The organism is Mesorhizobium sp. M1163, from assembly GCF_040318415.1.
In the GTDB taxonomy this organism is placed as follows: Bacteria; Pseudomonadota; Alphaproteobacteria; order Rhizobiales; family Rhizobiaceae; genus Mesorhizobium.
Genome location: NZ_JAMYMF010000002.1, coordinates 42,143 through 64,885 on the forward strand (window position 1 = coordinate 42,143; position 22,743 = coordinate 64,885).

Consider the following 22,743-nt stretch of genomic DNA (forward strand, 5'->3'; position numbering starts at 1 on the left):
GGCTAATAAAAGCCAAAAAACAGCGGGAACCAGCCCGAATTGTCCATTTTTGACGATTTTCGCGCGCTGCCTTGGCCCGCCGATATCGGCGGCAGGGTGCTGCGATGCAGCATGTTCGCCGCGCCGCGCAGCTGATCCGTTCGATCGCCGCCAGCGGCACCGGCGTCATCCTTGTCACACACGATCTCTCCACGGTGCGGGCGCTGGCCGACAGGATCGTGGTTCTCAGCCTCGGACGCGTGGCCTATAACGCATCCGCCAGGCACTTGAGCGCCGACCAGTTGTGGGGCCTGATGGCGAGCGGCACCCTCGCATCAGCCGGGCAGTAGAAGGCGTTTTGAAGCGGGGACCCGCTTCGCGCGAGCTTCCCGCCTCCGAGCGACAATTACGCCTCCTTGCCGGCATTCGCGAGCGCCACTGTGCGACGCTCCGGAAGCCCCATTCCGACGAGCGCGCCGGCGAGCGAGAGCAGAGCGGAGACGTCGATCGCCGCGGTGAAACCATCGCTGAACGCGTCGGTGGACGCGAAGCTCCCAGTCCCGGCGAACACCGCACCGGCGATCGCGATCCCGGATACGCCGCCCAGAAAGCGGAATGTATTGAACGTGCCGGCAGCCTTGCCGACCTCCAGCCGCGCGACCGCATTGAGAACCGCATTCTGCGCGGCAGGCATGGCCATCGACACGCCGGCACCAGTAATGATCAGTGGCGCGACTAGCTGGATGTAGGGCAGATCAGGTGCTGCGATCTGCGCCAGCCAGGCCATTCCAGCCGCTTGCAGGATCAATCCGGCCACCACAAGCCAGCGCTCGCCGACGCGGTTGATCAGGCTGCCGGCGATCGGTGCGACCACGAAAAGCGTGGCGGTCCAGGGCAGCAATCCCATGCCGGCGCCGAGCGGCCCACGGCTCTGGGCAAACTGCAGAAACTGCGGCAGCAGGAATACGAGGCCGTACATGGCGGCGCAGAGCAGGAAGTTCGCGCCGACGCCCGAGGAGAATGCGCGCGCCTGAAAGAACCGCAAAGGCAGCATGGGCTCACGGGTACGCAGCTGCCAAAGGACGAATGCGATGGCCAGAACCAGCCCGGCCGTCAGCGCCGACAGCACCTCAGAGCTGCTCCAGCCGACGATGTTGCCGCGCATCAGACCCCAGACCACTCCAAATGCCGCCGCAGTCACCAGCACGACGCCGAGGACATCGATAGCCGTGCCCGGCCCGTGACTCTCCGGAATCCGACGCAGCACCAGCGGGATGAGAACGATGCCGACCGGAACATTGAGCCAGAAGATCCAGTGCCAGGAGAGGCCTTCGGAGATCGCACCGCCCGCCATCGGACCGATGATCAGGGCCAGGCCGGTGATGCTGCTGAAGATACCCAGCGCCTTGCCTCGTTCCTCCGGGGGAAAAGCGACGCTCAGCAGCGCCATGGCCAGCGGCATGACCATTGCAGCACCCGCGCCCTGAACCGCACGGGCCGCAATCAGCAATCCGGCATTTCCAGCGAGCGCGCAGGCAACCGACGCTGCGACGAACAACGCCAATCCGGCAACGAGCGTACGGCGGCGACCGAACCGGTCACCGAGCGCAGCCCCGGTCATGAGCAGGACGGCAAAGCTCAAATTATAGGCGTTCATCGTCCATTGCAGCGTCTCCAGCGAGGCATCGAGTTCGACCCGCATCGTGCTCAATGCGGTCGCCACGACCATCGCATCGAGAACGACCATCAAGGAGCCTATCGACGTGAGGGCGAGAACCCAGACCTTCGTTGATCCCGCACTTTGCTTGCTCATGATTATGGCGCCTCCGGCTTGAACAGAGGGCCCGCCAGTCTCGCGGTCCCATGATCCAGAGACGCGGAGGCACCACCAAAGGATTCCAGCTAAAGAAAGTTTTTTCGACCGAATCCTTTTGCCATCGTCGAGCGTCTATAAGACGCTGCGCCTCATGGCGGGCGCGCCTGCCCTGGGAGATACGCAATGAAATCGATCCTTGTGCGATGACCGGATCAGCATCCGGCACGCCAGAAGGACGGGAGCCATTTGACCGGCTGCTCGGCGAATTGCGGCCGAAACTGCACCGCTATTGTGCCCGCATGACCGGTTCGGTGATTGATGCCGAGGATGTCGTCCAGGAAGCTACGGTCAAGGCGCTCGAGGCGTTCCCAGGGACCGAACCGATAGCCAATGTCGAGGGCTGGCTGTTCCGCATCGCGCACAATGCAGCGCTCGACCACCTGCGCCGTCGCGCCAGGGTGGATGCCGCGCATGCCATCGAGGATATCGACATGATACCTGACCCCGGCATGTCGGCCGAGGGTCGACACACTGCAGCCGCAAGCCTGCAGACCTTCATGCGCCTCCCCGCGGCGCAGCGTAGCAGCGTCATCCTCATGGATGTGCTCGGCTATACGATCGAAGAGATCGGCAACATTATCGACAGCAGCGTTCCGGCGGTGAAAGCCGCACTGCATCGCGGCCGTCTGCGCCTGCGCGAAGTCGCCGGCGAGCCTGACGATCGGCCTGTGCCGGTGTTGGCCGAGCCCGAGCGGGCGCGTCTGGCAGCCTATGTGGAGCGGTTCAACGCCCGCGACTTCGATACGATCCGCGACATGCTGGCCGAGGACGTGCGGCTTGACCTCGTCAACCGGCTCCGGGCGAGCGGCCGCACGAAAGTGGGCCGGTACTTCCACAATTACGCGAGTATCCACGATTGGCGGCTGCTTCCAGGCCTGGTGGATCGGCGCCCAGCCATTCTGGTGATCGATCCGGACGACTCAGCCGGAGGGCCAAGATACTTTATCCTGCTGGAATGGGCGGGCGACAGATTGGCGAGAATTCGCGATTTCCGCTACGCGCGCTACACGCTTGACGGCGCCGAGGTGGTGCCTCTGCGGGCATAGCAATTCGCGTTTCATAATACCAAGTCCTGAAACCCGCCATTTTGGATCGCGGCCGCTTGCCATCCAAGCGGCCCCCCTTTTCCGCCGATCCTGCTTTAAGCCGGCTGCAACTTCCGGCGCGGCAGCGGCGGAAAGGCGATCGCAATCGCCATCGCGCCAAGCCCGACAAGGGCCGAGCCGATGAACAGCCAGGAATAGCTGGCATAGGCATCGAACACCATGCCGCCGGCGAGCGGGCCGAAAGCCATGCCGAGGCTGGACAGCATGGTTACTGCACCGAACACCGTGCCGAGGATGCGCTGGCCGAAATATTCGCGCGCCAGCACCGCATAGAGCGGCATGACGCCGCCATAGGTGGCGCCGAAAATGACGGCGAGCGTGTAGAATTGACCAAGCTCACTAACCGCGAGATAGGCGGCGATGACCACGGCCTGTATGGCCAGCCCGGTGATCAGCACCGGCTTGACGCCCAGCCGATCGGCAAGCACGCCGTAAAGCAGCCGGCCACCCAGCCCTGCCAGGCCCTCGATGCTGTAGATGCTGACCGCCGCCATCGGCGCTATGCCGCACAGCATCGCATAGCTCACCATATGGAAGATCGGCCCCGAATGCGCCGCGCAGCAGGCAAAGAAGGTCAGTCCCAACACGATGAATTGCGGCGAGCGCAGCGCCTGCGGAACCGTCATGCCGACACCCTCGGCTGCAACGCTTGGCGTAGCGCCGTCGGCAGCGGGCTTGGGCGGCTGGCGCACCAGCAAGGCGGCCGGCAGTAGTAGCACCCACGCGATTATGCCGATGTCGAACATCGCGGTGCGCCAGTCATAGGCCGAAATCAGCCAGCGCGCGAAGGGCGAGATGGTCATTGGCGCCACGCCCATGCCGGCCGAGACCAGCGAGACCGCAAGGCTGCGGTTCGTGTCGAACCAGGCGGAAGTCAGCGCGATCATCGGCGCGAAGAAGGCGCTTGCCGCGAGGCCGACGAGCACGCCATAGGTCAGCTGGAAAACGAGCAGCGAGCCGGTGCGGCTGGCCAGAACCAGCGCCAGGCCGAGCAGCACGGCGCCCGTCATGACGACGATGCGAGCGCCGAAGCGGTCGTAAATGGCGCCCCAGGCGAAGCCGCCGAGGCCCATTACCAGGAAGTTCAGCGTCATCGCACTCGATATGCCGGCGCGCGACCATTGTGTGTCGAGCGCCATCGGTTCGAGGAAGATTGCCAGCGAGAACATCGCCCCGAGGGCGACACAGGTCATCAGCGCGCCAGCCGCGACGATAACCCAACGATAGGAAAGGCTCATTTCACTTTTCTCCCATGCCGGAAGCGTTGATACGGCACGACCTTTTCGAGCTTCGCCGAGCCGCTTGCGTCCGAAGGACGTTGGAGATGTTTTGAATCCGACAATCCGGTTGCATTTTTTATCCAGTCAGGAAATTGCGCCGCTCAATTGCTCCATTGCATTGACGGTGCACCGTGCTGAGCTAGATTTCCAGCCTGGCGATCAGGAGCTGACAGGCATGGAACTTCATCGCGGCCGTCTCATCGACCACGTCCAGCTGGTGGTCAGGGATCTCAAGGCCAGCCGCCGCTTCTACGAGGCGGTTTTCAAGGTGCTCGATATTCCGATCGGCGGCAGCGCCGAGGATTATTTCTGGGCCGACGAGCTGTTCATCTCGAGCCCCGACAGCCCGGCAGCCCAGGGAAAGCTGACGGGGCGCCACCATCTTGCCTTCCAGGCAAAGGATCGCGCCATGGTCGACGCCTTCTACAAGGCCGGCCTCGACGGCGGCGGCACCGACAATGGCGCACCGGACGAGCGGCAGCACTACCATCCCGGCTATTACGCCGCCTTCCTGCTCGATCCCGACGGCAACAACATCGAGGCCGTCCACCACGGCCCGGCGAACCGCAGCGCCGATTCAGTGAAGATCACGTTCTGATGATCGGGTGATGGGGCAAGAATCTTGCTTGCGACGGCGTCGGATCGGCTGCGGAGGTCATTCCGCCCCGCCCTATCGCGTCAGTGCCGCCATTTGGCCCGCCAGGAAGTCGACGAACAGCCGCGCCCGGACCGGCAGCTGTCGCCCATACGCATGGACGATGTGCACCGGCATGGTCGGCATCACCACCTCGGGCAGGATGCGGACCAGGCGGCCCGTGTCGAGATCGTCATGCACCGCGAACCGCATCAGATGCGCGATGCCGGCGCCGGCAAGTGCTGCATTGCGGATGGCACCACCATCATCGGTATCGAGCCGCCCATCCGGCACGATCATCGTACCGTCGGCAAAAGTGACGGGATAGGGCCGACCGGCCATCTGATAGCGGACGAATTCGTGGTTCCGTAAATCCTCGACCGATGCCGGACGGCCGCGCCGCTCGACATAGGCCGGTGAGGCCACCAGCACGATCGGCAGATTGGCGATCTTGCGGGCGATGAGCCCGGTGTCTGAGAGCGGCCCCATGCGCACCGCAACGTCATAGCCTTCGCGGATCAGGTCGGCGTGGCGGTCGGTGACGCTGAGCTCTAGTTTGACTGCGCCATGCCGCGAAAGGAACGCCTGCGCCCATGCCGCGATCAGGCCGCGGCCGAGTTCGACCGGCGCTGTGACGCGCAGCAGGCCGCGCGCTGTATCGGCCAGCTGGACGATGTCTTCGGCATCGTCCAGCGCCCTGAGCAGCGGCGCCACGCGCTCGTAATAAGCGATGCCTTCACTGGTCAGCCCGATCCGGCGCGTCGAGCGCTTGATCAGCCTGACGCCCAGCCGCCGCTCGAGCCGCGCCACGCTTTTCGACACCGCCGATGGGCTGGAGCCGACCAGCCGGCTGGCGGCATGGAACGAGCCGGCATCGACCGTGCGGACGAAGGCGACGAGACCGGCGGTCTTTTCGAGGATGGTGGTCATTCCGGAATTCCAGGCACGAAAGAATGGATCATGATGATCCTAATACGATTTTTGATCATCATTAAATACCGCTCATCATCGACAAAGGAGAGATTTGATGAGCAAGCTGAACGGCAAGGTCGCCATCGTCACCGGCGCCTCCAAGGGTATCGGCGCTGCCATCGCCAAGGGTCTTGCCACGGCCGGCGCCGCGGTGGTCGTCAACTACGCCTCGTCACAGGAAGGCGCCGACCGCGTCGTCGCCGAGATCGAGGACCGTGGCGGCCGCGCCGTCACCGTCCAGGGCGACGTGTCGCAAGCGGCCGACGTGCGCCGCCTGTTCGAGGCGGCGAAATCGGAGTTTGGCGGGCTCGACATCCTGGTCAACAATGCCGGCGTCTTCGCGTTCGAGCCGCTGGAAGCGGTTACCGAGGCCGAGTTCCACCGTGAGTTCGACACCAATGTGTTGGGCATCATTCTGACCACGCAAGCAGCAGTGAGCCATTTTGGCCCGGGCGGCGGCAGCATCATCAACATAAGCTCGGTTGCCAGCCGCAATCCGCAGCTGAACTCGCTCGTCTACGCCGCCACCAAGGGAGCGGTGGACACGATCACGCTGTCGATGTCGCGGGAGCTCGGCGCACGCAACATCCGCGTCAACGCGATCGCGCCCGGCGGCATCGATACCGAAGGCCTCGCGCGCATCGGCATCGTCGGCAGCGAATTCGAGAAGCAGATTATCGCCATGACCCCGCTCGGTCGCTTCGGCCTGCCCGATGACGTCGCCCGCGTCGCGGTGTACCTCGCTTCCGACGAGGCGTCATGGCTGACCGGCGAGCGCATCACCGCCTCGGGTGGCTGGCGATAGGCATCGAGGGCCAGGACCTGCCGTTTCGCGGACCATGCCCCACGCCGCGCGACGTCGAGGACCACCGCAATCGATGACGACAGCGATCTAAGCCCTATGTTTCAGCGACGGAGGAGCGCCGTGCGCTATCGATGACGGCGAGATGCCAGGGAGGTAACGGATGACGGGCGACGAAACAGCAATCCGAAAGCTGGTCGAGACGTGGATGGATGCGAGTAAGCGTGGAGACATCGCGACTGTCCTCAGCTTGATGACGGACGATGCGGTCTTCATGGTTCCCGGCCGGGAACCCTTCGACAAGGAGATCTTCGCGGCGGCCGCGCAGGAGACGGCCGGCGTTCATATCGACGGCACGAGCGATATCGTGGAACTACAGCTTCTCGGCAATTGGGCCTTCATCCGCAGCCGCATCGACATGACCGCGACCCCGCCGAATGGCGAGCCGGTCCATCGATCGGGATATGCGCTGACGCTCCTGCGCAAGGAGCCAGATGGTGAGTGGCGGCTCGCGCGCGACGCTAACCTGCTGACCCTGCAAGGCTAGAGCCGGTCTCCGGCATCTCTGCACCAGGAGGCGCGCTAGGGGGAGCGACAAGGTGGCGAAGATGCGTTCAACGTCGCCCTGAACAGCATTCCCCTCCTCCATCTGATTACACCGGCAAGAGGGCGTTCGGCTTGACATCGGCGATGGAGGCGAAAGTGTGCGTTTCGCGCACGCCGGGCAAAGGCAGGATGACCCGCTGCAGGAAATCCTGGAACACCGCCATTTCAGCGATCCGCGCCTTGACCAGATAATCGAAACCGCCAACCACCATATGGCACTCCAGAACCTCCGGAGCTTTCGCCACGGCTTCGGCGAAGCGGTCAAAGACATGCGGCGCCGTGTGGTCAAGCCTGACCTCGATGAACACCAGCGTTCCCCTGCCGACCTTGCGCGGATCGAGCATAGCCCTGACCGCGGTGATGAACCCCTCGCGGAACAGGCGCTTCACCCGCTGGCTGGTTCCGGTCGGCGACAGCCCGACACGCCCGGCAAGATCAAGCGTCGTCCGGCGCCCATCCTCCTGCAGCAGCCGGAGCAGGCTGCGGTCTATCTGGTCGAGATCGTCCATTCACAATCCACTCTATCTCAGGGATTTGTGTGCTTAATTCACGCACAGATGCCAAAATCAACGTATTTCATCACATAAAACCTCGCAATAGCCTGCGCTTCCCTCACCCACTCAAAGCAGATGTGGTGAGCCGATTTCGACGAACACAGGAGTGCAGGATGACCAAGGAAGCGTGCAGCCCAGCCGGCAAGAGTGCGGCGGAAATCAGCAAGGGAGCGACCGAGATCCTGGTGCTGAGCGAAGCCGACGTGATGGCGTGCATCGACCTCAGCCAGCTTCTCGACGTTCTGGAAGACGGCTTCAAGGCGCTGTCACAAGGTAAGGTCGTCAATCCACCCCGACCACAGCTCGACATCCCCGGAGCCGGCTACAGCCTCGCCATGCCGGCCTGGATGGAGGACATGAACCTGACCGTCAAGATCGTCAATGTCTTCGAAGGCAACCTGGCCAAGAACCTGCCCAGCCATCTCGCCACCATCAGCCTGTTCGATCCTCTGTCCGGCCTGCCGGTCTGCATCATGGACGGCACCTTCATAACCGCGGTGCGAACCTCCGGCTCCGCCGTGCTGTCGGTGCGCGCGCTTGCCCGCCGGGATGCCAGGATAGCGACAGTGATCGGCGCCGGCGTGCAGGCCAACCAGCACCTGCATCTGTTGCCGCTGGTGCGCGACTTTGCCGAAATCCGGGTCGCTTCGAAGAGCTTCGACGATGCGGCAGCGCTTGCCCGGCTGCATCCGTCGGTGGTGGCGGTCGCCGACCTCGAGGCGGCAGTGCGCAGTTCGGACGTGGTGTGCCTGGCGACCCACTCCTACCAGCCGGTGATCGACGCAGGCTGGGTCCAGCCGGGCACGCATGTCTCGTCGGTCGGGGTGGCGCCGCCCGGCGGAGAAATGCCGATCGAGCTCATCGGCAAATCCAGTCTTTTTGTCGAAACCAAGGATGCGTTCAAACCGACCCCGGTCGGTTCTTGCGAGCTTGCCGGCTTCGACCCGGATTTCGGCACCGAGCTTGGCGCCATGCTGCTCGACCGCGCGCCGGGTCGCGTTTCGAATCAACAGATCACCACCTACAAGGCGATGGGCATTGCGATGGAAGACATGGTCGCCGCCGACCTCGCCTATCGTTGCGCCAAGCGTCTGCGCAAGGGAAAGCTCATCGTGCTGTAGGCGCGTGCCGCGAGCCAGGCGGGTTCGACGTTGCTGACAATGGCGCTTTCGTGGGAGCGTTGGGGCTAAAGGCCGGCCCCTCAGGCCGGCTCGCGCTTCAGCGCCTGTGCCATGCAGTGGATGCCGCCGCCGGTCTTCGAGATCTCGCTCATGTCGATGGCCGCGACCTCGAAGCCGCGTGCCTTGAGCTGGCCGATCAGCGCCTGGCTGGACGTCGGCGCGATCACCCTGTCCTTGCCCAGCGACATGAAGTTGCAGCCGAGCGCCATCGTGTCCTGGAACGGCACGTCGATGATCTCGTGGCCCTTGCCCTTCAGCCAGTCGACGATGCCCGGCTCCGTGCAGGCGAGGCAGACGGCGGTCAGCTTCTCGGCGATCGGCACCACCATCAGGTCGATATGGACGTAATATTCGTCGATGAACGCGATGCGGGTCTCCCAGCCCTCCTTCTCGAACCAGGCCTGCACCTGGCGGGCGCCCTCCTCCTGCGTGCGGGCGCCGCCGCACCCGATCAGCACCACGCCGTCCTCGATGACGTTGAAGTCGCCGCCTTCGAATGTGCCGGCGGTGACCATGTCATAGATCGGGATGCCGAGCTTCTCATAGGTGCGGATCGCCGCGTAGTTCTCGCCGCGCCGCCACCAGTTGGCCATCGCGGTGATGATGACGCCATATGGCGTCATCACGCTGGAATCGCGTGAATAGACCTGCATCGGCAGTTCCGGCGTCGGCTCATGCCAGTGGATGTTGACGCCGAAATGCTCATAGGCGGCGACAAGGTCCTTGTGCTGCGCCTGCGCGATCTGGACATTGCAAGGCGCCTCGCGCAGATGTTTTCGCGATAGCGAGCTGGTCGAGAGATGGCGCAGGAAATTGGGCGAGCCGAGCAGCACGTCGGTCAGCACGTCGGTCTCGTTGGCGAAGCCCCAGGCGGTCAGCTTCTTGGTGCCGCCGGCCGGGTTGCGGCGCTGCAGCGAAAACGGCTCGGTGACGATGCGGTCATGGACGGTCATGGGTTCTCCTCGTGAAGGGGCGGCTTGGTTGAGTCATGCGGCTTGGTTGCTCGGTATCCACCAGTCCCGTCCGCGCGGGGTGGTGATGTATTCCGGCCAGCGAAATCCAATTGGCGGCTCGTAGTCGCAGAGCGGCGCGATCCAGTTCGAGCCGCCGATGCCGCCACCGGTGCGGGCGACGAATTCGTCCATCGCCGCGTCGCGCGCGGCCTCGTCTTCCAACAGGCGAAGTGCTGCCAGCGCGACCGTCTTTGCGGCGCAGATGACCATCGGGTCGATGGTGGCAGAAATGCCGCCCAGCGCATTCATCGCCCAGGACGGAAAGGCGTGACCGTTCTCCGAGCGCAATGCCGGGCGAGCGACATAGAACCGCGCCGTCGGCGTATGCCATGACATGTCGGTGTAGTCGTCGGACGTCGAATTCACCTGCGACGGCGCCAGGTCGCGGCGCAGGATCGCTTCTGCCTCGCGAGGTTCGATCAGCAGTTCCAGTTCCTCGATGAAAGGCTCCTCGCTCGCCACCCCGCCGGCATTGACCTGGATTTCGCGGGCGATCGCCTTAGCCGTCTCGTCCCAGCGCGGCGGCCCGACCGCCGCCAGCGCGTCGAAGGCAATGCCAGCCATTACGTGATTGGCGAGCCCCGGCCGCGACTTCGACACCCAGTGCCGCTCATAGCGGCAGCCGCCCATCACCGCGACGGCTTCCGCATTGCGGTCAAGCACGGCGGTGACCTGCTCGGCCATCGCCAGCGTCGGCACGCGGATCATGTACTGGATCTCGGCCAGCCCGGCCGGCAGATTGTCGGCGGTCGCCTGCCCCGCCGTCAGGATCGCCTCGCTGATCGACCAGCCGCCCTGATGCGGCAGCATGGAATCGCGTAGCGCCTTCGAGGCCATGTACATCATCATGAGCGCGTCGTTGGCGCCCGGCGCCCGGACCGCCGAATGCGCCTGCGGGATCGGCGCCGCGTTGCCTGCCGCCCTCGCCCAATGTTCCGGCTCGTCGCAGATGAAGCGGTAGATCATCGCATAGGCCGCACCGCAATGCGTGTCCCAGCGCGCCGTGTTGCACAGCGGCAGCATGTAAAAAGGATGGAAGGAAATCATGCCCGCCAGCCCATCGTAATAGCCCTTCGCGGCATGGATCGGCTTCGATCCCCTCACCTTCTCCGCCGGCTCTCCGGTGAAGCGCAGCGTGCCCGATACGCCGTGGCGCTGCATCGCCGCCTTGGTCGCCAGCAGCCCGCCGAGGCTGGCAATGCCGAGCCCGGAATGCGGATCGGTGTGGCCGCCGGCCTGTTCGCCGAGGCCCGGACGCGGTCGCTTCACCGTCGCCGCATCCTGGCAATTGCCAGGCACCGCGTCGTACTCGGCATACATGCCGATTGTCGGGCCGGTCCCGTTGGTCCAGTGGGCGCAGAAGGCGGTCGGCATGCCGCCAGAGCCCTCTTCAACGGTAAAGCCTTCGTGCTTCAGGCGCTCGACATACCAGGCGGCCGACTGGTATTCGCGCCAGGCGGTCTCGCCGAAGTCGAAGATGGTCCGCGTCCACGCCGACAGCGACGGCTGGATGTCGTCCAGACAGGCAAGCGCGGTCGCTTGCGCCGAGGTCACCGGTTTCTCCATGGCGGAAAGAAAGCAGTGAAGCGCCTCGCCAAAAAGTGATATGTTTTCCCGACTCATGCAAATTCGGTTCACCTCTTGAGAATTCCCTCGACGCAGGCGCTGCGCGCGCTCGACAGTTTTGCCCGCCACGGCAGCGTCTGGCGCGCCGCTGACGAACTGCATCTGACCCGCAGTGCGGTCAGTCATCAATTGCGCCTGCTCGAACGCGATCTCGGCTTCGACCTGCTCGCGCGCATCGGCAAGGGCGTGGCGCTGACGCCACGCGGCCAACGCTATGCCAGCGACGTGCGCAAGGCGCTGACGGTGCTAGGCGACGCGGTGACACGCCATGCCGGCACCGGCATCGGCGGCTCGTTCAGTGTCAGTTGTACGCCGGGTTTCGCCTCGCTGTTCCTGTGCACCCATATCGGCGAGTTCCGGCAGATGTACCCCGATGTCGCACTGCGCATCCTGACGCCGCGGCGCCTCGACGACGTCAGCAATGCCGAGGCCGACGCCTTCATCGCCTTCGGCGTCGGCAACTGGCCGAACCGCGTGGTCGAACCATTGTGCGAAATCTCCTTCACGCCGCTGTGCAGCCCCACGCTGCTCAACAAGATCGGCGGCTTCTCCAAGCCGGCAGACGTGCTGCGCGCCAATCTCCTGCATCTCGGTGACACCGAGGACTGGGCGCGCTGGCTGGCCCTGTCCAAGGTCGAGAACCCCGACCCGGAAGGCGGCATCTTCTTTTCCGACATGAACCTGGTCTTTTCGGCGGCGATTGCCGGCCAGGGCATCGCCATGGGCGACGAGCTGACCAGTCGCCGGGCGCTGAGCGAAGGCCGGCTGGTGCGTCCCTTCGACATCGCGATCAATTCGCCGCGCTCGTATTTTCTGGTTTCCGAGCACGCCAAGGCAGCGCATCCGGTGCTGGAGGCGTTTGGGCGATGGCTGAGGTCGAAGCTGTCGGAGAACAAGGAGCGCTAATCTCCCCCTTGAGGAGGAGATTGGCGCATAGATGAATCAAATTTGCCGATCAGGCGAAAACTATTCGGTTGCGGTGAGCCGCCGCCCTGCCTACGATTTCGCCTACGCTAAGGAAAGGGCAGGATGCAGCAACCCGGCCGGGCCGCAGAGATCAAGGCAATCGGGATCGGCAAGAGCTTCGGCTCGTTCCGTGCGCTGGATGATCTGACGCTCGATATCGGCCGTGGCGAGTTCCTCACCCTGCTCGGCCCCTCCGGTTCCGGCAAGACCACCTTCCTGATGATCCTTGCCGGCTTCATTCAGCCGACCGACGGCCGCCTTTACAGCGACGGCGTCGACATCACCGAGCGGCCGGCCGAGCAGCGTGCCGCCGGCATGGTTTTCCAGGGCTACGCATTGTTCCCGCATATGAGCGTCGAGGCCAACATCGCCTTCCCGCTCAAGGTGCGCAAGAAACCGGCGGCCGAGATCAAACGCCGCGTCGGCGAAATGATCGAGCGCGTCGGGCTCAAGGGCCACGAGAAGAAACTGCCGTCGCAATTGTCCGGCGGCCAGCAGCAGCGCGTGGCGTTGGCGCGGGCGCTGGTGTTCGAGCCGGGCGTACTTTTGCTCGATGAGCCGTTTTCGGCACTCGACAAGGGCCTGCGCGGCCAGATGCAGGCCGAGATGAAGCGGTTGCACCAGGAGACCGGCACCACCTTCGTCTTCGTCACCCATGATCAGAGCGAGGCGCTGGCGTTGTCGTCTCGCGTCGCCATCTTCAACCATGGCAAACTGCTGCAGGTCGGCGCGCCGGACGAGGTCTATGATCGGCCGGACAACCGCTTCGTCGCCGAGTTCCTGGGCGAGATCAACATGCTGCCGCTGAAGGGCGTGCGCCCGGCCGACAATGGCTCGACGGGCCTCTGCGAAGACCGCGCGATCAGCATGCGCTGCAAGGCCGAGAAGGTCCGGGGCGACGCCATCCTGGCGATCCGGCCCGAATACATGTCGATCGCCCGCGAAGCCGCCGCAGGCGAGAACGGCATTGCCGCGACTGCCGTCGCCTCGACCTATCTCGGCGCTGCAACGCGGCTCGATCTGACGACGCGCCAAGGCGCCAAGATGACGGTCTCGGTGCCGAACGAGGTTGCCGCTTCCGCGCTCAGCCAAGGCAATTCCGTCTGGCTGACCTGGCCGGCGGAGAAAGGTTTCCTCCTTCCGGATGGAGGACAATGACGATCGGCGTGGCGAATTCGCCAAGCTGACTTTCAGGAAATACCAACGACAAAAAAGGGGAACTGACATGACAAACCAAACCAAGAAACATTCCATCGAGGCGCTGTCCGCCAGGGCCGTGCGCGGAGAGATCTCGCGCCGGCAGTTCACGCAGCTGGCCGCGCTGGTGCTGGCCGGCACGCCGATGCTGCTGCGCTCGACCGGCGCCTTTGCCGCGGCGAAGGAACTGGTGCTGGTCAACTGGGGCGGCGACGCCATCACCGCCTATGACGCGGCTTACGGCCAGGCCTTCACCAAGGAGACCGGCATCGTCGTTAAGATGGATGGCTCCGGCCCGACCGAAGGCGCAATCGCGGCGCAGTTCAAGAGCGGCGCCCCGACCTGGGACCTGGTCGACGTCGATCCGTTCTCGGCCATCACGCTCGGCGCGCAGGGCATGCTTGAGCCGATCGACTATACGATCGTCGACAAGAAGAAGATGCGCGAGGGCTTCGGTTGGGAACACGCCGCCTCGACCTATTTCTTCTCCTATGTCATCGCCTACGATGCCGAGAAATACGGCAGCCAGGCACCGACCGGCATGGCCGACTTCTTCGACGTGGCAAAATTCCCCGGCAAGCGCTCGCTCTACAAATGGGGCGTGTCGAGCTGGGAAGCGGCACTGCTTGCTGACGGCATCGCGCCGGCCTCGCTCTACCCGCTCGACCTCAAACGCGCGCATGACAAGATCGCCGCCTTCAAGGAGAACGTCGTCGCCTATTGGGGTGGCGGCGCCGAAAGCCAGAGCGTACTGCTCAATGGCGAGGCGTCGATGGCGATCGTCTGGTCGACCCGGGCTTCGCTCATCGAGCAGGATTCCGGCGGCAAGATCAAGTTCATCTGGGACCAGGGTCTGATCTCGCCCGGCGCGCTCGCCGTGCTCAAGGGCAATCCCGGCGGCAAGGACGCGGCGATGAAGTTCATCGCCAGCACCCAGGACCCGGAGAAGGAACTCATCATGTTCGACAAGCTCGGCCAGGGTCCGGCCAATCCGGCCACCGATGCGCTGATCCCCGCCGACAAGAAGCGCATCAACCCGGTCGATCCCGAGAACATGAAAAAGCAGATCCCGCTCGACATGGATTGGTACGCCAAGAACTATGGGGCAGCACTCGACGAATACACGAAGATCATCTCCGCCTGACAAGCCGGGATAACCGGATGAGAGCATACCTCTCCGACAGGATGGGCGCGGCGCTGTTGATGGCGCCGCTGCTCCTCTTTCTTGTGCTGGCCTATGCCTGGCCATTCCTCGGCGTGGTCAAATGGAGTTTTACGCTGCCCACGCCGGGGCTGGGGCAGTACAATGCGCTGCTCACGGATCAGTTGGTGCAGTCGGTCTTTATCCGCACGCTGCGCATCGCGGCGATCGTGACGATCGTTTCGGTTGCCGCCGCCTACGCCATCACCGTTGTCTGGGTGCGCGGCACGCCGGTGCAGCGCGTCGTGGCCGAATTCTGCATCCTGGTGCCGTTCTGGATCTCGGTGCTGACCCGCGCCTTCGGCTGGGTGGCGCTTTTGTCCAATCGCGGCCTGATTAACACCTGGCTGCAGGCGGTCGGCTTCATCTCGGAGCCGCTGGCGCTGGTGCGCAACGAGTTCGGCGTCATCGTCGGCATGACGCATTTCCTCATCCCCTTCGCCGTGTTTCCGCTGGCCTCTTCGATGCGCAGTCTCGACGACCGCGTGCTGCTGGCGGCGCGCGGCCTCGGCTCCAGCCGCATGCGGACCTTCTGGTCGGTGTTCGTGCCGATGACCCGCTCCGGCATCATCGGCTCGGCGCTGATCGTTTTCGTCTTTTCGCTCGGCTTCTTCGTCACGCCGGCGATCCTCGGCGGCGGTCGTAGCGTGATGATCGCCGAGTTGATCTATCTCCGCATCTTCCAGAGCCCGGACTGGGGCCTGGGCGCTGCGATCAGCGTGGTGCTGGTGCTGTTCGTCGGCGCGCTGATGGCGCTGCTGTTCCGCTATATCAGACCAAAGCAGTTGGTGTAGCGCGATGCCGACCTATCGCCCCGGTCCCGTCTCGCTGGTCCTCGCCGCCCTGGTCGCGCTGTTTCTGCTGTTGCCGCTGCTCGCCGTCATTCCGGTGTCGCTGACGCCGAGCCGCATGCTGGCGATGCCGTCGGGCGAATTGTCGCTGCGCCATTACCGGGCGTTGATCGAGGATCCGCGCTGGATCAACTCGATCCTGCTCTCGATCAGGATCGGCGTCGTCAGCAGCGCCTTTTCCACCGTGCTCGCGCTCTGCTTCGGCCTCGGCGTCTGGATGTTCCAGCCGCGCTTCACCGCAGCATTGGTCGGCTTCGTGCTGCTGCCGATGGTGGTACCGCCGGTGGTCTCGGCAATCACGCTCTATTTCCTGCTGACCTCGATCTCGGGTTTCTCGTCGTTCTTCGGCTATGACACCTGGCTGGGTGTCGCCATGGCGCATGCGGTGATGACGGTGCCCTTCGCCACGGTGCTGATCCTGGTGTCGCTCAGCCAGCTCGACCGCCGCATCGATCTTGCCGCGCGCGGCCTCGGCGCCACCGTGTGGGAGCGCGCCACCCGCATCATCATGCCCAACATCAAGTTCGGCATCGTCACCGCGGCGTTGTTGTCCTTCGTGCTGTCCTGGGAAGAGATCGGCGTCACCCTGTTCATCACCTCGGTCAACGCCATCACGCTGCCGCGCTTGATGTGGATGGGCCTGCGCGACAACATCGACCCGGCGATCGCCGCACTCTCGGTGATCCTGATCGTCATCACGGTGCTGGTGCTTGTGGCGCGCAGCGTCGTGGTCAGGCTGCGCGCGGCGCAGTGAGGGCCGCCTCACTGCCGCGGTGACTGGCGCGAATGAAACCTTGCGCCACGATTTTCGTTATAGGTAGTTCAACACGTCGAAGGCTTCGCCATGAATCAAGGATGGTTTTCCAAGCCGGTTGCGATTGCGGTCGGCATCGTGGGAGATATCCGCAACATTTCCAACGCACGGCAGGCTGTCGAATTGCTGGAAGCCCACTGGCGCGACGCTGGCAGCGCCAAACACGGCTTGGCACGGCGCACATGCCGCCGCGCTATGAGCGACGACCGCTGGACCGAAGCCGCGTTCATCGAGGCCGCGCGGGAAGCGCATGTCCTGGTCGAGCGAGCCGTTGAACCGCAGGACCGGTCCAGGCAGGCGGGACCGTGATCGATTTGTGAGCCTCGGTGGTTCGGCCGATCTATTGCATCTCAGGCAGCATGCAGCCTTGGAATGGCACTGACGTCAACCTCGCGCTCCGCGTGCCACGCATCGTAAGCGGCCTGCATCCTGAGCCAGATCGCGGCGCCGTCGCCGAACATCTTTCCAAGGCGCGCCGCGACGGCCGGCGAGACCGGCTTCTTTTCGCGGATGATGTCGTAAAGCTGCTGGCGCGAGATTCCGAGCAGATTGGCGATTTCCACCTTGGTCTTTCCGGTTGCCGGGATAATGTCGTCGAGCAGCGCCCCAGGGTGGGATGGGCAGCGCTCCATCGGACGCATCGGCTCATACACGCTCATAATCGATTTCTCCAATCTAAGCCGTCTCAATGGTACTGTTCGAAATCGACGCGGGCAGCATCATTGGCGTCGAATTCGAATGTGATGCACCACGGCCCGTTGACATGCACTGTGTAGCGGGTCGGGTTAAAGCCCTTCAAAGCGTGGAAGTCGAAGCCGGGCAGGTCCATGTCATCAGGCCTTTCCGAGACTTCCAAGCGGTCAAGCCGGACAAGGATGCGCTTATGCATCTTGGCGTCGATCTTTCCGGTCTTTCCGGTTTGAAAGAGGTCCGCCAGCGCCTTGTGCTTGAACGACTTGATCATGCAACATGTAAGCATATTGCTTACTCGGGTCAAGCAGGTGTAAGCAAATGATTTACAGAATGGTCCGAGCCCATCGGAGGCAATAACTACGCCCGCTGGACGCTGGGCCGGGCCAACCGAATACCTGGCGGACCCATGTCACGGCATCATCCGCTATCCCATGGCGTGGCGGATTCTCTTCGACAGGCGGCTCAAAAATGCCGGCCTCGACGACGCATCAAGCTTCCACGACAGCACCGCCGTTGCCATTTTCCGCGGCAACACCCCGACCGACAGGAACCAGGCGGCAAGGATTGCGCGCCGCCGCAGGGATGCGGTCATTTCGAGGCTGGCGACGGCGCCGGCCGCCCCGAGCGCCAGCCGGGAATCGTCGGCCACGGGGTGTCGGTCTCTGTCGGCGCAGAGCGACGCCAGCCGCTCTTCCAGGTGGACCGGATCGTGGCGGACGGCATCCGACGGCACGATGGTCAGGCCGATCCCGGAGGCCTGGTCCGACAGTGCCTGCATGCGGCGGAAATCGTGGGTTACCCGCCAGCGTGCCCGCTCGGCGAGCTTTTCGCCGAAGACCGAATGGTTGGCGCCGTGGATCCGGTAGGCGCCGAGGCATTCGTCGATGGATTGGACGTGCCCATACATCGGCGCCAGCGTGGCAAGATAGCCGTCAGCGCCCTGGCGGAACTCCGGCTCCGGTATGGGCATGATCGACTCCAGCGTTGCGCGGTCAAAGGCCAGCCCGCTGGTCACGGTGGTCTGGTAGCGGCCCTTGTGCAGGAGTTTCGGCATGACATCGCCGCTGTCGAAAGGCAGTTCGGGCGGCGGAAAGACATCCTTGATGCGTTGCCCTTCGTCGACGATATGCAGTCTGGACTGGACCTGGGCGGTTGCCTCGTCCCAGGTGTCGACGATGGTGGAGACGGCGGTCGGATAAAGATAATCGTCGGCGTCGAGGAACAGGACGATCTTGCCCGAGCTCGCTGCAAAGCCAGTGTTGAATGCCGCGGCGTGTCCGCCATTTTGCGCTCGCGGACATGCGAGGATCTCGTCGCGATACGATTCCATGATTGTCGTGGAATTGTCCTGCGATGCATCGTCGACGACGATGACTTCGACATCCGCGTAGTCCTGCTCGAGGGCGCTGTCGATGCTGCGTTTGAGGAACCGCGCGTAGTTGTAGTTCGGGATGATGATGGATACCGGAATTCTCGGGACAGTCTGCATCGCGTTTGACCTCGCATCTTGCTTTGGTTCGGCAAAGGCCCGCTCATGGGCCTGCCCCCCTCTTCAAGCGCCCTCTTGGCGCGCAACGAGTTCCCTGGGAGAAAGCCTGCGCTTTCTATCAGGAGACGGGTCACGTTTCGCTTTGCGACTTCGTACTGAGGCCGCCATTGCCTTCGAGGGCTGCTGCCATGGTCAGGGGTCGGCGGCAGCAAAAGCCCAGACGGTTCGGCCAAGGTGATGTCGCAACCGAGCCCGACGGAAATGTCTCGCCTCGCGATCAGGTCGGGAGCGAAGCGGACGGGTGCCCTGAAGGCATGGCGGATACTGGCCTTCAAATGCGGCTGGAACAAGCCCCGCGTCGAAAACAGGGCCACTTCAGGTTGCGTTCAGGCGGCATGCCGCGACCGCCGGTGCTTTGCCCCGGAGCCGGCGAACCGCCTCCGGGGCTTATAGTCATGTGGCCTAGACAGTCAGGCGGCCTGCAACCCTGGCAGCGACAGGTCGACTTCCTCGGGCAAGTCGCCGGCCATGGCCGCGGCAAACTTCGTCTGGTCGAGTTCTCCCTCCCAGCGTGCCACCACCACTGTCGCCACCGCATTGCCGATGAAGTTGGTCAGCGCCCGGCACTCCGACATAAAGCGGTCGACGCCGAGGATCAGCGCCATGCCGGCGACCGGCACGGTGGGGACGACCGAAAGCGTTGCCGCCAGCGTGATGAAGCCGGCGCCGGTGATGCCGGCGGCACCCTTGGAGCTCAGCATGGCGACGGCGAGCAGCAGGATCTGGTCGCCGTAGGTGAGTGGCGTGTCGGTCGCCTGCGCGATGAACAGCGCCGCCAGCGTCATGTAGATGTTGGTGCCGTCCAGATTGAAGGAATAGCCGGTCGGGATGACCAGGCCGACCACCGAGCGGTTGCAGCCGGCGCGCTCCATCTTGGCCATGAGGCCCGGCAATGCCGCTTCCGAGGACGAGGTGCCGAGCACCAGCAGCAGCTCTTCCTTGATGTAGCGGATCAGCGCCAGGATCGAGAAGCCATTGTAGCGGGCAACCGCGCCGAGCACCACCAGCACGAACAGCAGCGCGGTCAGGTAGAATGTGCCGATCAGCATGGCGAGGTTGGCGATCGAGCCGATGCCGTATTTGCCGATTGTGAAGGCCATGGCGCCGAAGGCGCCGATCGGTGCGGCCTTCATCAGGATGGCGACGAGGCGGAAGATCGGCGTGGTCAGTGCCTGCAGGAAATCGACGACCGGACGGCCGCGATCGCCGACCAGTGCCAGGGCGACACCGAACAGCACCGAGAAGAACAACACCTGCAGGATGTCGCCCTGCGCGAAGGCGCCGGTGATGGTGTCGGGGATGATGTTCATCAGGAAGCCGACGATGGTTGTGTCGTGCGCCTTCTCGGCATAGGCCGTCACCTTGGTGGTATCGAGCGTGGCCGGATTGATGTGCATGCCGGCGCCGGGCTGGACGACATTGGAGACGACCAGGCCGACGACAAGCGCCAGCGTCGAGAACACCAGGAAATAGATCATCGCCTTGCCGGCGACGCGGCCGACCTTCTGCAGGTCGGAAACACCGGCGATGCCGGTCGCCACCGTCAGGAAGATCACCGGCGCGATCACCATCTTCACCAGCTTGATGAAGGCATCGCCGAACGGCTTCATCGCCTCGCCGGTTTCCGGATAGAAGTGGCCGAGCAGCACACCGGCGGCGATCGCCGCCAGCACCTGCACATAAAGATGCCGGTATAAGGGAAGTTTGCCGCGCGGCTCGGCGGCAGCGATTGCTGTCTGCATGACGTCCTCCATGGCGCCCCGATCGAAAGCTCGACTCCCCGGGGCAGTTGTTTTGACCAGCAGCCTCGCGACTGCTGAATTCGTGTTTGCAACAGCCGTGCCAGATACGCAGAAGGGCCTTTCATCATTGATTTTGTTGAGCATTCACAAATGTCCGCACTGCTGGACACACAGACAAGTGCGAATCTCCGCATAGGTCGAATTGTGTTTTGTGCGAGTTCATGCACAAATGGGCGATGCTGCAACGCCCCGCCGGTGCCTTGTCTTCGACGCCCGAGCAACTCGCCAGGCGGGCGCGCCGAGCCTGGCTGCTGTTTGCGGCCGTCGCCCTGCTGATCGTCACGGCAGCGCTCTACGGTGCCGGCCTCTACGGCCGCACCGCCGAGGTCGGGACCCTGGCGGCGCAGGGGCGTACCGACGCCAATCTGAAGGTCGCGCTGCTGCGCGCCGTGCTCGAAAGCCCGCGCGCCCTGCCGCTGCTTCTGTCCGCGGACCAGCAAGTGCGTGACGCGCTGTCGCAGAAAAATGCCGCGGCAATCGATGTTCTGAACCGCAAGCTCGAGGGGCTGGTCTCCGGCACCAAGGCGTCGGTGCTCTATGTCGTCGGCACCGACGGACTGGCGATCGCCTCCAGCAACTGGCGCGAGCCGATCAGCTTCGTCGGCAATGACTACCGTTTTCGCGATTATTTCTCCGGCGCAATGCAGGCCGGAACCGCCGAGTACTTTGCGCTCGGCAATGTCAGCAAGCGTCCCGGCCTCTACATTTCGCGACGCGTCGGCGATGCCGCCGCACCGCTCGGCGTCGTCGTCGTCAAGATGGAGTTCGACCAGCTCGAAGCCGACTGGCGCGAGGCCAACCGCCCGGCCTATGTCAGCGACGAGAACGGCGTCGTGCTGATCACCAGCGTGCCGTCCTGGCGCTTCATGACAACCGCGCCGCTGGCCGGACCTGAGCAAGCCGCGATCCGCGACAGCCAACAGTTCGGCGACGCGCCGCTGGTTCCGCTGCCGATCATGCACCGGCAGGCGCTCAGCCCGGATGTGTCGATCGTCCACGCGGTGACGCCCGGCGGCAGTGAGGCGGAGTATCTCAGCCTTTCCACGCCGGTCCCTTCGACCCCATGGCAGCTCGACTATCTGATCCCGGCCGAAGCGCCGATCGCCGCTGCCGTCCGCGAAATGCGGCTTCTGGCACTGGGTGCCGTCGTCCCGCTGCTCGGCCTGGCCGCGTATCTGTTGTGGCGGCGGCAGTCGGCGCAGATGCGGATTGCCGCCGAACAGGCGGCGCGCACCGAACTCGAACGCCGCGTCGTCGAACGCACCGAGGATCTGAGCCAAGCCCGCGACCGGCTGCAGGCCGAGATAGCAGGCCACCGCAGCACCGAAGCCAAGCTCCAAATCGTGCAGCAGGATCTGGTCCAGGCCAACCGCCTCGCCATCCTCGGCCAGGTCGCCGCCGGTGTCGCCCATGAGATCAACCAGCCGGTCGCCACCATCCGCGCCTATGCCGACAATGCCCGCACCTTCCTCGACCGCAAGCAGACCGGGCCGGCCGAGGAAAACCTCGGCGCCATTGCAGCACTTACCGAACGCATCGGCTCAATCACCGAGGAGTTGAAGGCATTTGCCCGCAAGGGCCGCACCGCCGCCGAGCCTGTTGAATTACGTGGTGTTGTCGAGGGCGCGGTCATGCTGTTGAGAAGCCGCTTTGCCGGTCGGCTCGACGCATTGGCCATCGACCTGCCGCCGCCGAGCCTCAAAGTCATGGGCAATCGGGTCCGGCTCGAACAGGTGCTGATCAACCTCTTCCAGAACGCGCTCGAAGCACTCGACGGCCGCGACGACGCTTATGTGCAGGTATCGGTCGAGGAGACCGCGGACGGCGTGACGGTCGGCGTGTCCGATAACGGACCTGGCATTCCGCCCGGGATTCTCAAGTCGCTGTTCACGCCGTTCAACACCTCCAAGGAAAAAGGCCTCGGCCTTGGCCTCGTCATCTCGAAGGACATCGTCGCCGATTATGGCGGCCGCATCGAGGTTTCAAGCAACGACGGCGGCACCCGCTTCTCCATCCATCTCATGAAAGCAGCGTAAGCCAT

The 22,743-nt window shown here is 64.0% G+C and carries 23 protein-coding genes; 13 read left to right on the plus strand and 10 right to left on the minus strand.

Annotated elements, in window-relative coordinates; all coding sequences use genetic code 11:
* Positions 1-104 precede the first annotated feature (104 nt).
* Positions 105-329 (plus strand): hypothetical protein, encoded by a 225-nt coding sequence (locus NKH43_RS02255; protein WP_352856376.1) that lies wholly within the window; start codon positions 105-107, stop codon positions 327-329.
* Positions 330-385: 56 nt separating this feature from the next.
* Here the strand turns inward: NKH43_RS02255 and NKH43_RS02260 are convergent, their stop codons facing one another.
* Positions 386-1,792, minus strand: a complete 1,407-nt coding sequence (locus NKH43_RS02260; RefSeq protein WP_352856377.1) for a DHA2 family efflux MFS transporter permease subunit — start codon at positions 1,790-1,792, stop codon at positions 386-388.
* Positions 1,793-1,998: 206 nt separating this feature from the next.
* On the opposite strand from NKH43_RS02260, the gene NKH43_RS02265 reads away from it, so the two are divergent.
* Positions 1,999-2,901, plus strand: a complete 903-nt coding sequence (locus tag NKH43_RS02265; protein ID WP_352856379.1) for a sigma-70 family RNA polymerase sigma factor — start codon at positions 1,999-2,001, stop codon at positions 2,899-2,901.
* 95 nt (positions 2,902-2,996) lie between these two features.
* Here NKH43_RS02265 and NKH43_RS02270 read toward each other — a convergent pair whose 3' ends face one another.
* A complete protein-coding gene (locus NKH43_RS02270) occupies positions 2,997-4,199 on the minus strand; it encodes an MFS transporter (protein WP_352856381.1) in 1,203 nt (400 codons plus the stop codon).
* A gap of 208 nt (positions 4,200-4,407) precedes the next feature.
* On the opposite strand from NKH43_RS02270, the gene NKH43_RS02275 reads away from it, so the two are divergent.
* A complete protein-coding gene (locus NKH43_RS02275) occupies positions 4,408-4,839 on the plus strand; it encodes a VOC family protein (RefSeq protein WP_352856628.1) in 432 nt (143 codons plus the stop codon).
* A 72-nt stretch (positions 4,840-4,911) separates the two neighbouring features.
* Here NKH43_RS02275 and NKH43_RS02280 read toward each other — a convergent pair whose 3' ends face one another.
* Positions 4,912-5,805 carry a LysR family transcriptional regulator gene (locus tag NKH43_RS02280; protein ID WP_352856382.1) on the minus strand — a complete coding sequence of 298 codons (894 nt, stop codon included), beginning with the start codon at positions 5,803-5,805 and terminating at the stop codon, positions 4,912-4,914.
* A gap of 97 nt (positions 5,806-5,902) precedes the next feature.
* On the opposite strand from NKH43_RS02280, the gene NKH43_RS02285 reads away from it, so the two are divergent.
* Together NKH43_RS02285 and NKH43_RS02290 are read left to right on the plus strand one after the other, a co-directional pair.
* On the plus strand, positions 5,903-6,652 hold the full coding sequence (locus NKH43_RS02285; protein WP_352856384.1) for an SDR family NAD(P)-dependent oxidoreductase: 750 nt from the start codon (positions 5,903-5,905) through the stop codon (positions 6,650-6,652).
* A gap of 160 nt (positions 6,653-6,812) precedes the next feature.
* Entirely contained in the window at positions 6,813-7,196 is a 384-nt protein-coding gene (locus NKH43_RS02290) for a YybH family protein (protein ID WP_352856386.1), read from the plus strand.
* A gap of 106 nt (positions 7,197-7,302) precedes the next feature.
* Here the strand turns inward: NKH43_RS02290 and NKH43_RS02295 are convergent, their stop codons facing one another.
* Positions 7,303-7,764 carry an Lrp/AsnC family transcriptional regulator gene (locus NKH43_RS02295; protein WP_352856388.1) on the minus strand — a complete coding sequence of 154 codons (462 nt, stop codon included), beginning with the start codon at positions 7,762-7,764 and terminating at the stop codon, positions 7,303-7,305.
* Between the two features lie 158 nt (positions 7,765-7,922).
* Between NKH43_RS02295 and NKH43_RS02300 the strand changes: the two genes are divergently transcribed.
* The gene (locus tag NKH43_RS02300) at positions 7,923-8,930 is read left to right on the plus strand and encodes an ornithine cyclodeaminase family protein (RefSeq protein WP_023720585.1); all 1,008 of its coding nucleotides are present in this window, start codon (positions 7,923-7,925) and stop codon (positions 8,928-8,930) included.
* Positions 8,931-9,010: 80 nt separating this feature from the next.
* Here NKH43_RS02300 and NKH43_RS02305 read toward each other — a convergent pair whose 3' ends face one another.
* The gene (locus NKH43_RS02305; protein WP_352856390.1) at positions 9,011-9,943 is read right to left on the minus strand and encodes a dimethylarginine dimethylaminohydrolase family protein; all 933 of its coding nucleotides are present in this window, start codon (positions 9,941-9,943) and stop codon (positions 9,011-9,013) included.
* A 33-nt stretch (positions 9,944-9,976) separates the two neighbouring features.
* A complete protein-coding gene (locus NKH43_RS02310) occupies positions 9,977-11,569 on the minus strand; it encodes a zinc-binding metallopeptidase family protein (RefSeq protein WP_352856630.1) in 1,593 nt (530 codons plus the stop codon).
* Positions 11,570-11,644: 75 nt separating this feature from the next.
* Here NKH43_RS02310 and NKH43_RS02315 point away from each other — a divergent pair, with 75 nt between their 5' ends.
* The 6 genes from NKH43_RS02315 (at position 11,645) to NKH43_RS02340 (ending at position 16,967) form a co-directional block, all read left to right on the plus strand.
* Positions 11,645-12,535, plus strand: a complete 891-nt coding sequence (locus tag NKH43_RS02315) for a LysR substrate-binding domain-containing protein (RefSeq protein WP_352641004.1) — start codon at positions 11,645-11,647, stop codon at positions 12,533-12,535.
* Between the two features lie 123 nt (positions 12,536-12,658).
* Positions 12,659-13,753: an ABC transporter ATP-binding protein gene (locus NKH43_RS02320; RefSeq protein ID WP_352494433.1), complete on the plus strand. Its 1,095-nt coding sequence runs from the start codon at positions 12,659-12,661 to the stop codon at positions 13,751-13,753.
* A 67-nt stretch (positions 13,754-13,820) separates the two neighbouring features.
* Entirely contained in the window at positions 13,821-14,936 is a 1,116-nt protein-coding gene (locus NKH43_RS02325) for an ABC transporter substrate-binding protein (RefSeq protein ID WP_031194461.1), read from the plus strand.
* Between the two features lie 17 nt (positions 14,937-14,953).
* The gene (locus tag NKH43_RS02330) at positions 14,954-15,787 is read left to right on the plus strand and encodes an ABC transporter permease (RefSeq protein WP_031194462.1); all 834 of its coding nucleotides are present in this window, start codon (positions 14,954-14,956) and stop codon (positions 15,785-15,787) included.
* A 4-nt stretch (positions 15,788-15,791) separates the two neighbouring features.
* Entirely contained in the window at positions 15,792-16,598 is an 807-nt protein-coding gene (locus tag NKH43_RS02335) for an ABC transporter permease (RefSeq protein ID WP_023720592.1), read from the plus strand.
* Between the two features lie 90 nt (positions 16,599-16,688).
* The gene (locus tag NKH43_RS02340; protein WP_352856393.1) at positions 16,689-16,967 is read left to right on the plus strand and encodes a DUF982 domain-containing protein; all 279 of its coding nucleotides are present in this window, start codon (positions 16,689-16,691) and stop codon (positions 16,965-16,967) included.
* 41 nt (positions 16,968-17,008) lie between these two features.
* On the opposite strand, the gene NKH43_RS02345 is transcribed toward NKH43_RS02340, so the two are convergent.
* The 4 genes from NKH43_RS02345 to NKH43_RS02360 form a co-directional block, all read right to left on the minus strand.
* Complete coding sequence (locus NKH43_RS02345; protein ID WP_352455430.1) at positions 17,009-17,317, minus strand: HigA family addiction module antitoxin; 309 nt, start codon at positions 17,315-17,317, stop codon at positions 17,009-17,011.
* 26 nt (positions 17,318-17,343) lie between these two features.
* Positions 17,344-17,622 (minus strand): type II toxin-antitoxin system RelE/ParE family toxin, encoded by a 279-nt coding sequence (locus tag NKH43_RS02350; protein WP_352489936.1) that lies wholly within the window; start codon positions 17,620-17,622, stop codon positions 17,344-17,346.
* 153 nt (positions 17,623-17,775) lie between these two features.
* Positions 17,776-18,840, minus strand: a complete 1,065-nt coding sequence (locus NKH43_RS02355) for a glycosyltransferase family 2 protein (protein WP_352494435.1) — start codon at positions 18,838-18,840, stop codon at positions 17,776-17,778.
* Positions 18,841-19,310: 470 nt separating this feature from the next.
* Complete coding sequence (locus NKH43_RS02360) at positions 19,311-20,642, minus strand: dicarboxylate/amino acid:cation symporter (RefSeq protein WP_292659748.1); 1,332 nt, start codon at positions 20,640-20,642, stop codon at positions 19,311-19,313.
* Between the two features lie 236 nt (positions 20,643-20,878).
* On the opposite strand from NKH43_RS02360, the gene NKH43_RS02365 reads away from it, so the two are divergent.
* Positions 20,879-22,738 (plus strand): sensor histidine kinase, encoded by a 1,860-nt coding sequence (locus NKH43_RS02365; RefSeq protein ID WP_352788136.1) that lies wholly within the window; start codon positions 20,879-20,881, stop codon positions 22,736-22,738.
* Positions 22,739-22,743: the final 5 nt, after the last annotated feature.

Excerpts from the sequence above, each read along its gene's own strand:
- NKH43_RS02355 (WP_352494435.1), bottom strand. The coding sequence starts at position 18,840 with ATGCAGACTGTCCCGAGAATTCCGGTATCCATCATCATCCCGAACTAC.
- NKH43_RS02340 (WP_352856393.1), top strand. The coding sequence starts at position 16,689 with ATGAATCAAGGATGGTTTTCCAAGCCGGTTGCGATTGCGGTCGGCATC.
- NKH43_RS02325 (WP_031194461.1), top strand. The coding sequence starts at position 13,821 with ATGACAAACCAAACCAAGAAACATTCCATCGAGGCGCTGTCCGCCAGG.
- NKH43_RS02270 (WP_352856381.1), bottom strand. The coding sequence starts at position 4,199 with ATGAGCCTTTCCTATCGTTGGGTTATCGTCGCGGCTGGCGCGCTGATG.
- NKH43_RS02305 (WP_352856390.1), bottom strand. The coding sequence starts at position 9,943 with ATGACCGTCCATGACCGCATCGTCACCGAGCCGTTTTCGCTGCAGCGC.
- NKH43_RS02350 (WP_352489936.1), bottom strand. The coding sequence starts at position 17,622 with ATGATCAAGTCGTTCAAGCACAAGGCGCTGGCGGACCTCTTTCAAACC.
- NKH43_RS02360 (WP_292659748.1), bottom strand. The coding sequence starts at position 20,642 with ATGCAGACAGCAATCGCTGCCGCCGAGCCGCGCGGCAAACTTCCCTTA.
- NKH43_RS02280 (WP_352856382.1), bottom strand. The coding sequence starts at position 5,805 with ATGACCACCATCCTCGAAAAGACCGCCGGTCTCGTCGCCTTCGTCCGC.
- NKH43_RS02290 (WP_352856386.1), top strand. The coding sequence starts at position 6,813 with ATGACGGGCGACGAAACAGCAATCCGAAAGCTGGTCGAGACGTGGATG.
- NKH43_RS02295 (WP_352856388.1), bottom strand. The coding sequence starts at position 7,764 with ATGGACGATCTCGACCAGATAGACCGCAGCCTGCTCCGGCTGCTGCAG.
- NKH43_RS02320 (WP_352494433.1), top strand. The coding sequence starts at position 12,659 with ATGCAGCAACCCGGCCGGGCCGCAGAGATCAAGGCAATCGGGATCGGC.
- NKH43_RS02255 (WP_352856376.1), top strand. The coding sequence starts at position 105 with ATGCAGCATGTTCGCCGCGCCGCGCAGCTGATCCGTTCGATCGCCGCC.
- NKH43_RS02265 (WP_352856379.1), top strand. The coding sequence starts at position 1,999 with ATGACCGGATCAGCATCCGGCACGCCAGAAGGACGGGAGCCATTTGAC.
- NKH43_RS02335 (WP_023720592.1), top strand. The coding sequence starts at position 15,792 with ATGCCGACCTATCGCCCCGGTCCCGTCTCGCTGGTCCTCGCCGCCCTG.
- NKH43_RS02365 (WP_352788136.1), top strand. The coding sequence starts at position 20,879 with ATGCTGCAACGCCCCGCCGGTGCCTTGTCTTCGACGCCCGAGCAACTC.
- NKH43_RS02310 (WP_352856630.1), bottom strand. The coding sequence starts at position 11,569 with ATGGAGAAACCGGTGACCTCGGCGCAAGCGACCGCGCTTGCCTGTCTG.
- NKH43_RS02300 (WP_023720585.1), top strand. The coding sequence starts at position 7,923 with ATGACCAAGGAAGCGTGCAGCCCAGCCGGCAAGAGTGCGGCGGAAATC.
- NKH43_RS02285 (WP_352856384.1), top strand. The coding sequence starts at position 5,903 with ATGAGCAAGCTGAACGGCAAGGTCGCCATCGTCACCGGCGCCTCCAAG.
- NKH43_RS02345 (WP_352455430.1), bottom strand. The coding sequence starts at position 17,317 with ATGAGCGTGTATGAGCCGATGCGTCCGATGGAGCGCTGCCCATCCCAC.
- NKH43_RS02260 (WP_352856377.1), bottom strand. The coding sequence starts at position 1,792 with ATGAGCAAGCAAAGTGCGGGATCAACGAAGGTCTGGGTTCTCGCCCTC.
- NKH43_RS02330 (WP_031194462.1), top strand. The coding sequence starts at position 14,954 with ATGAGAGCATACCTCTCCGACAGGATGGGCGCGGCGCTGTTGATGGCG.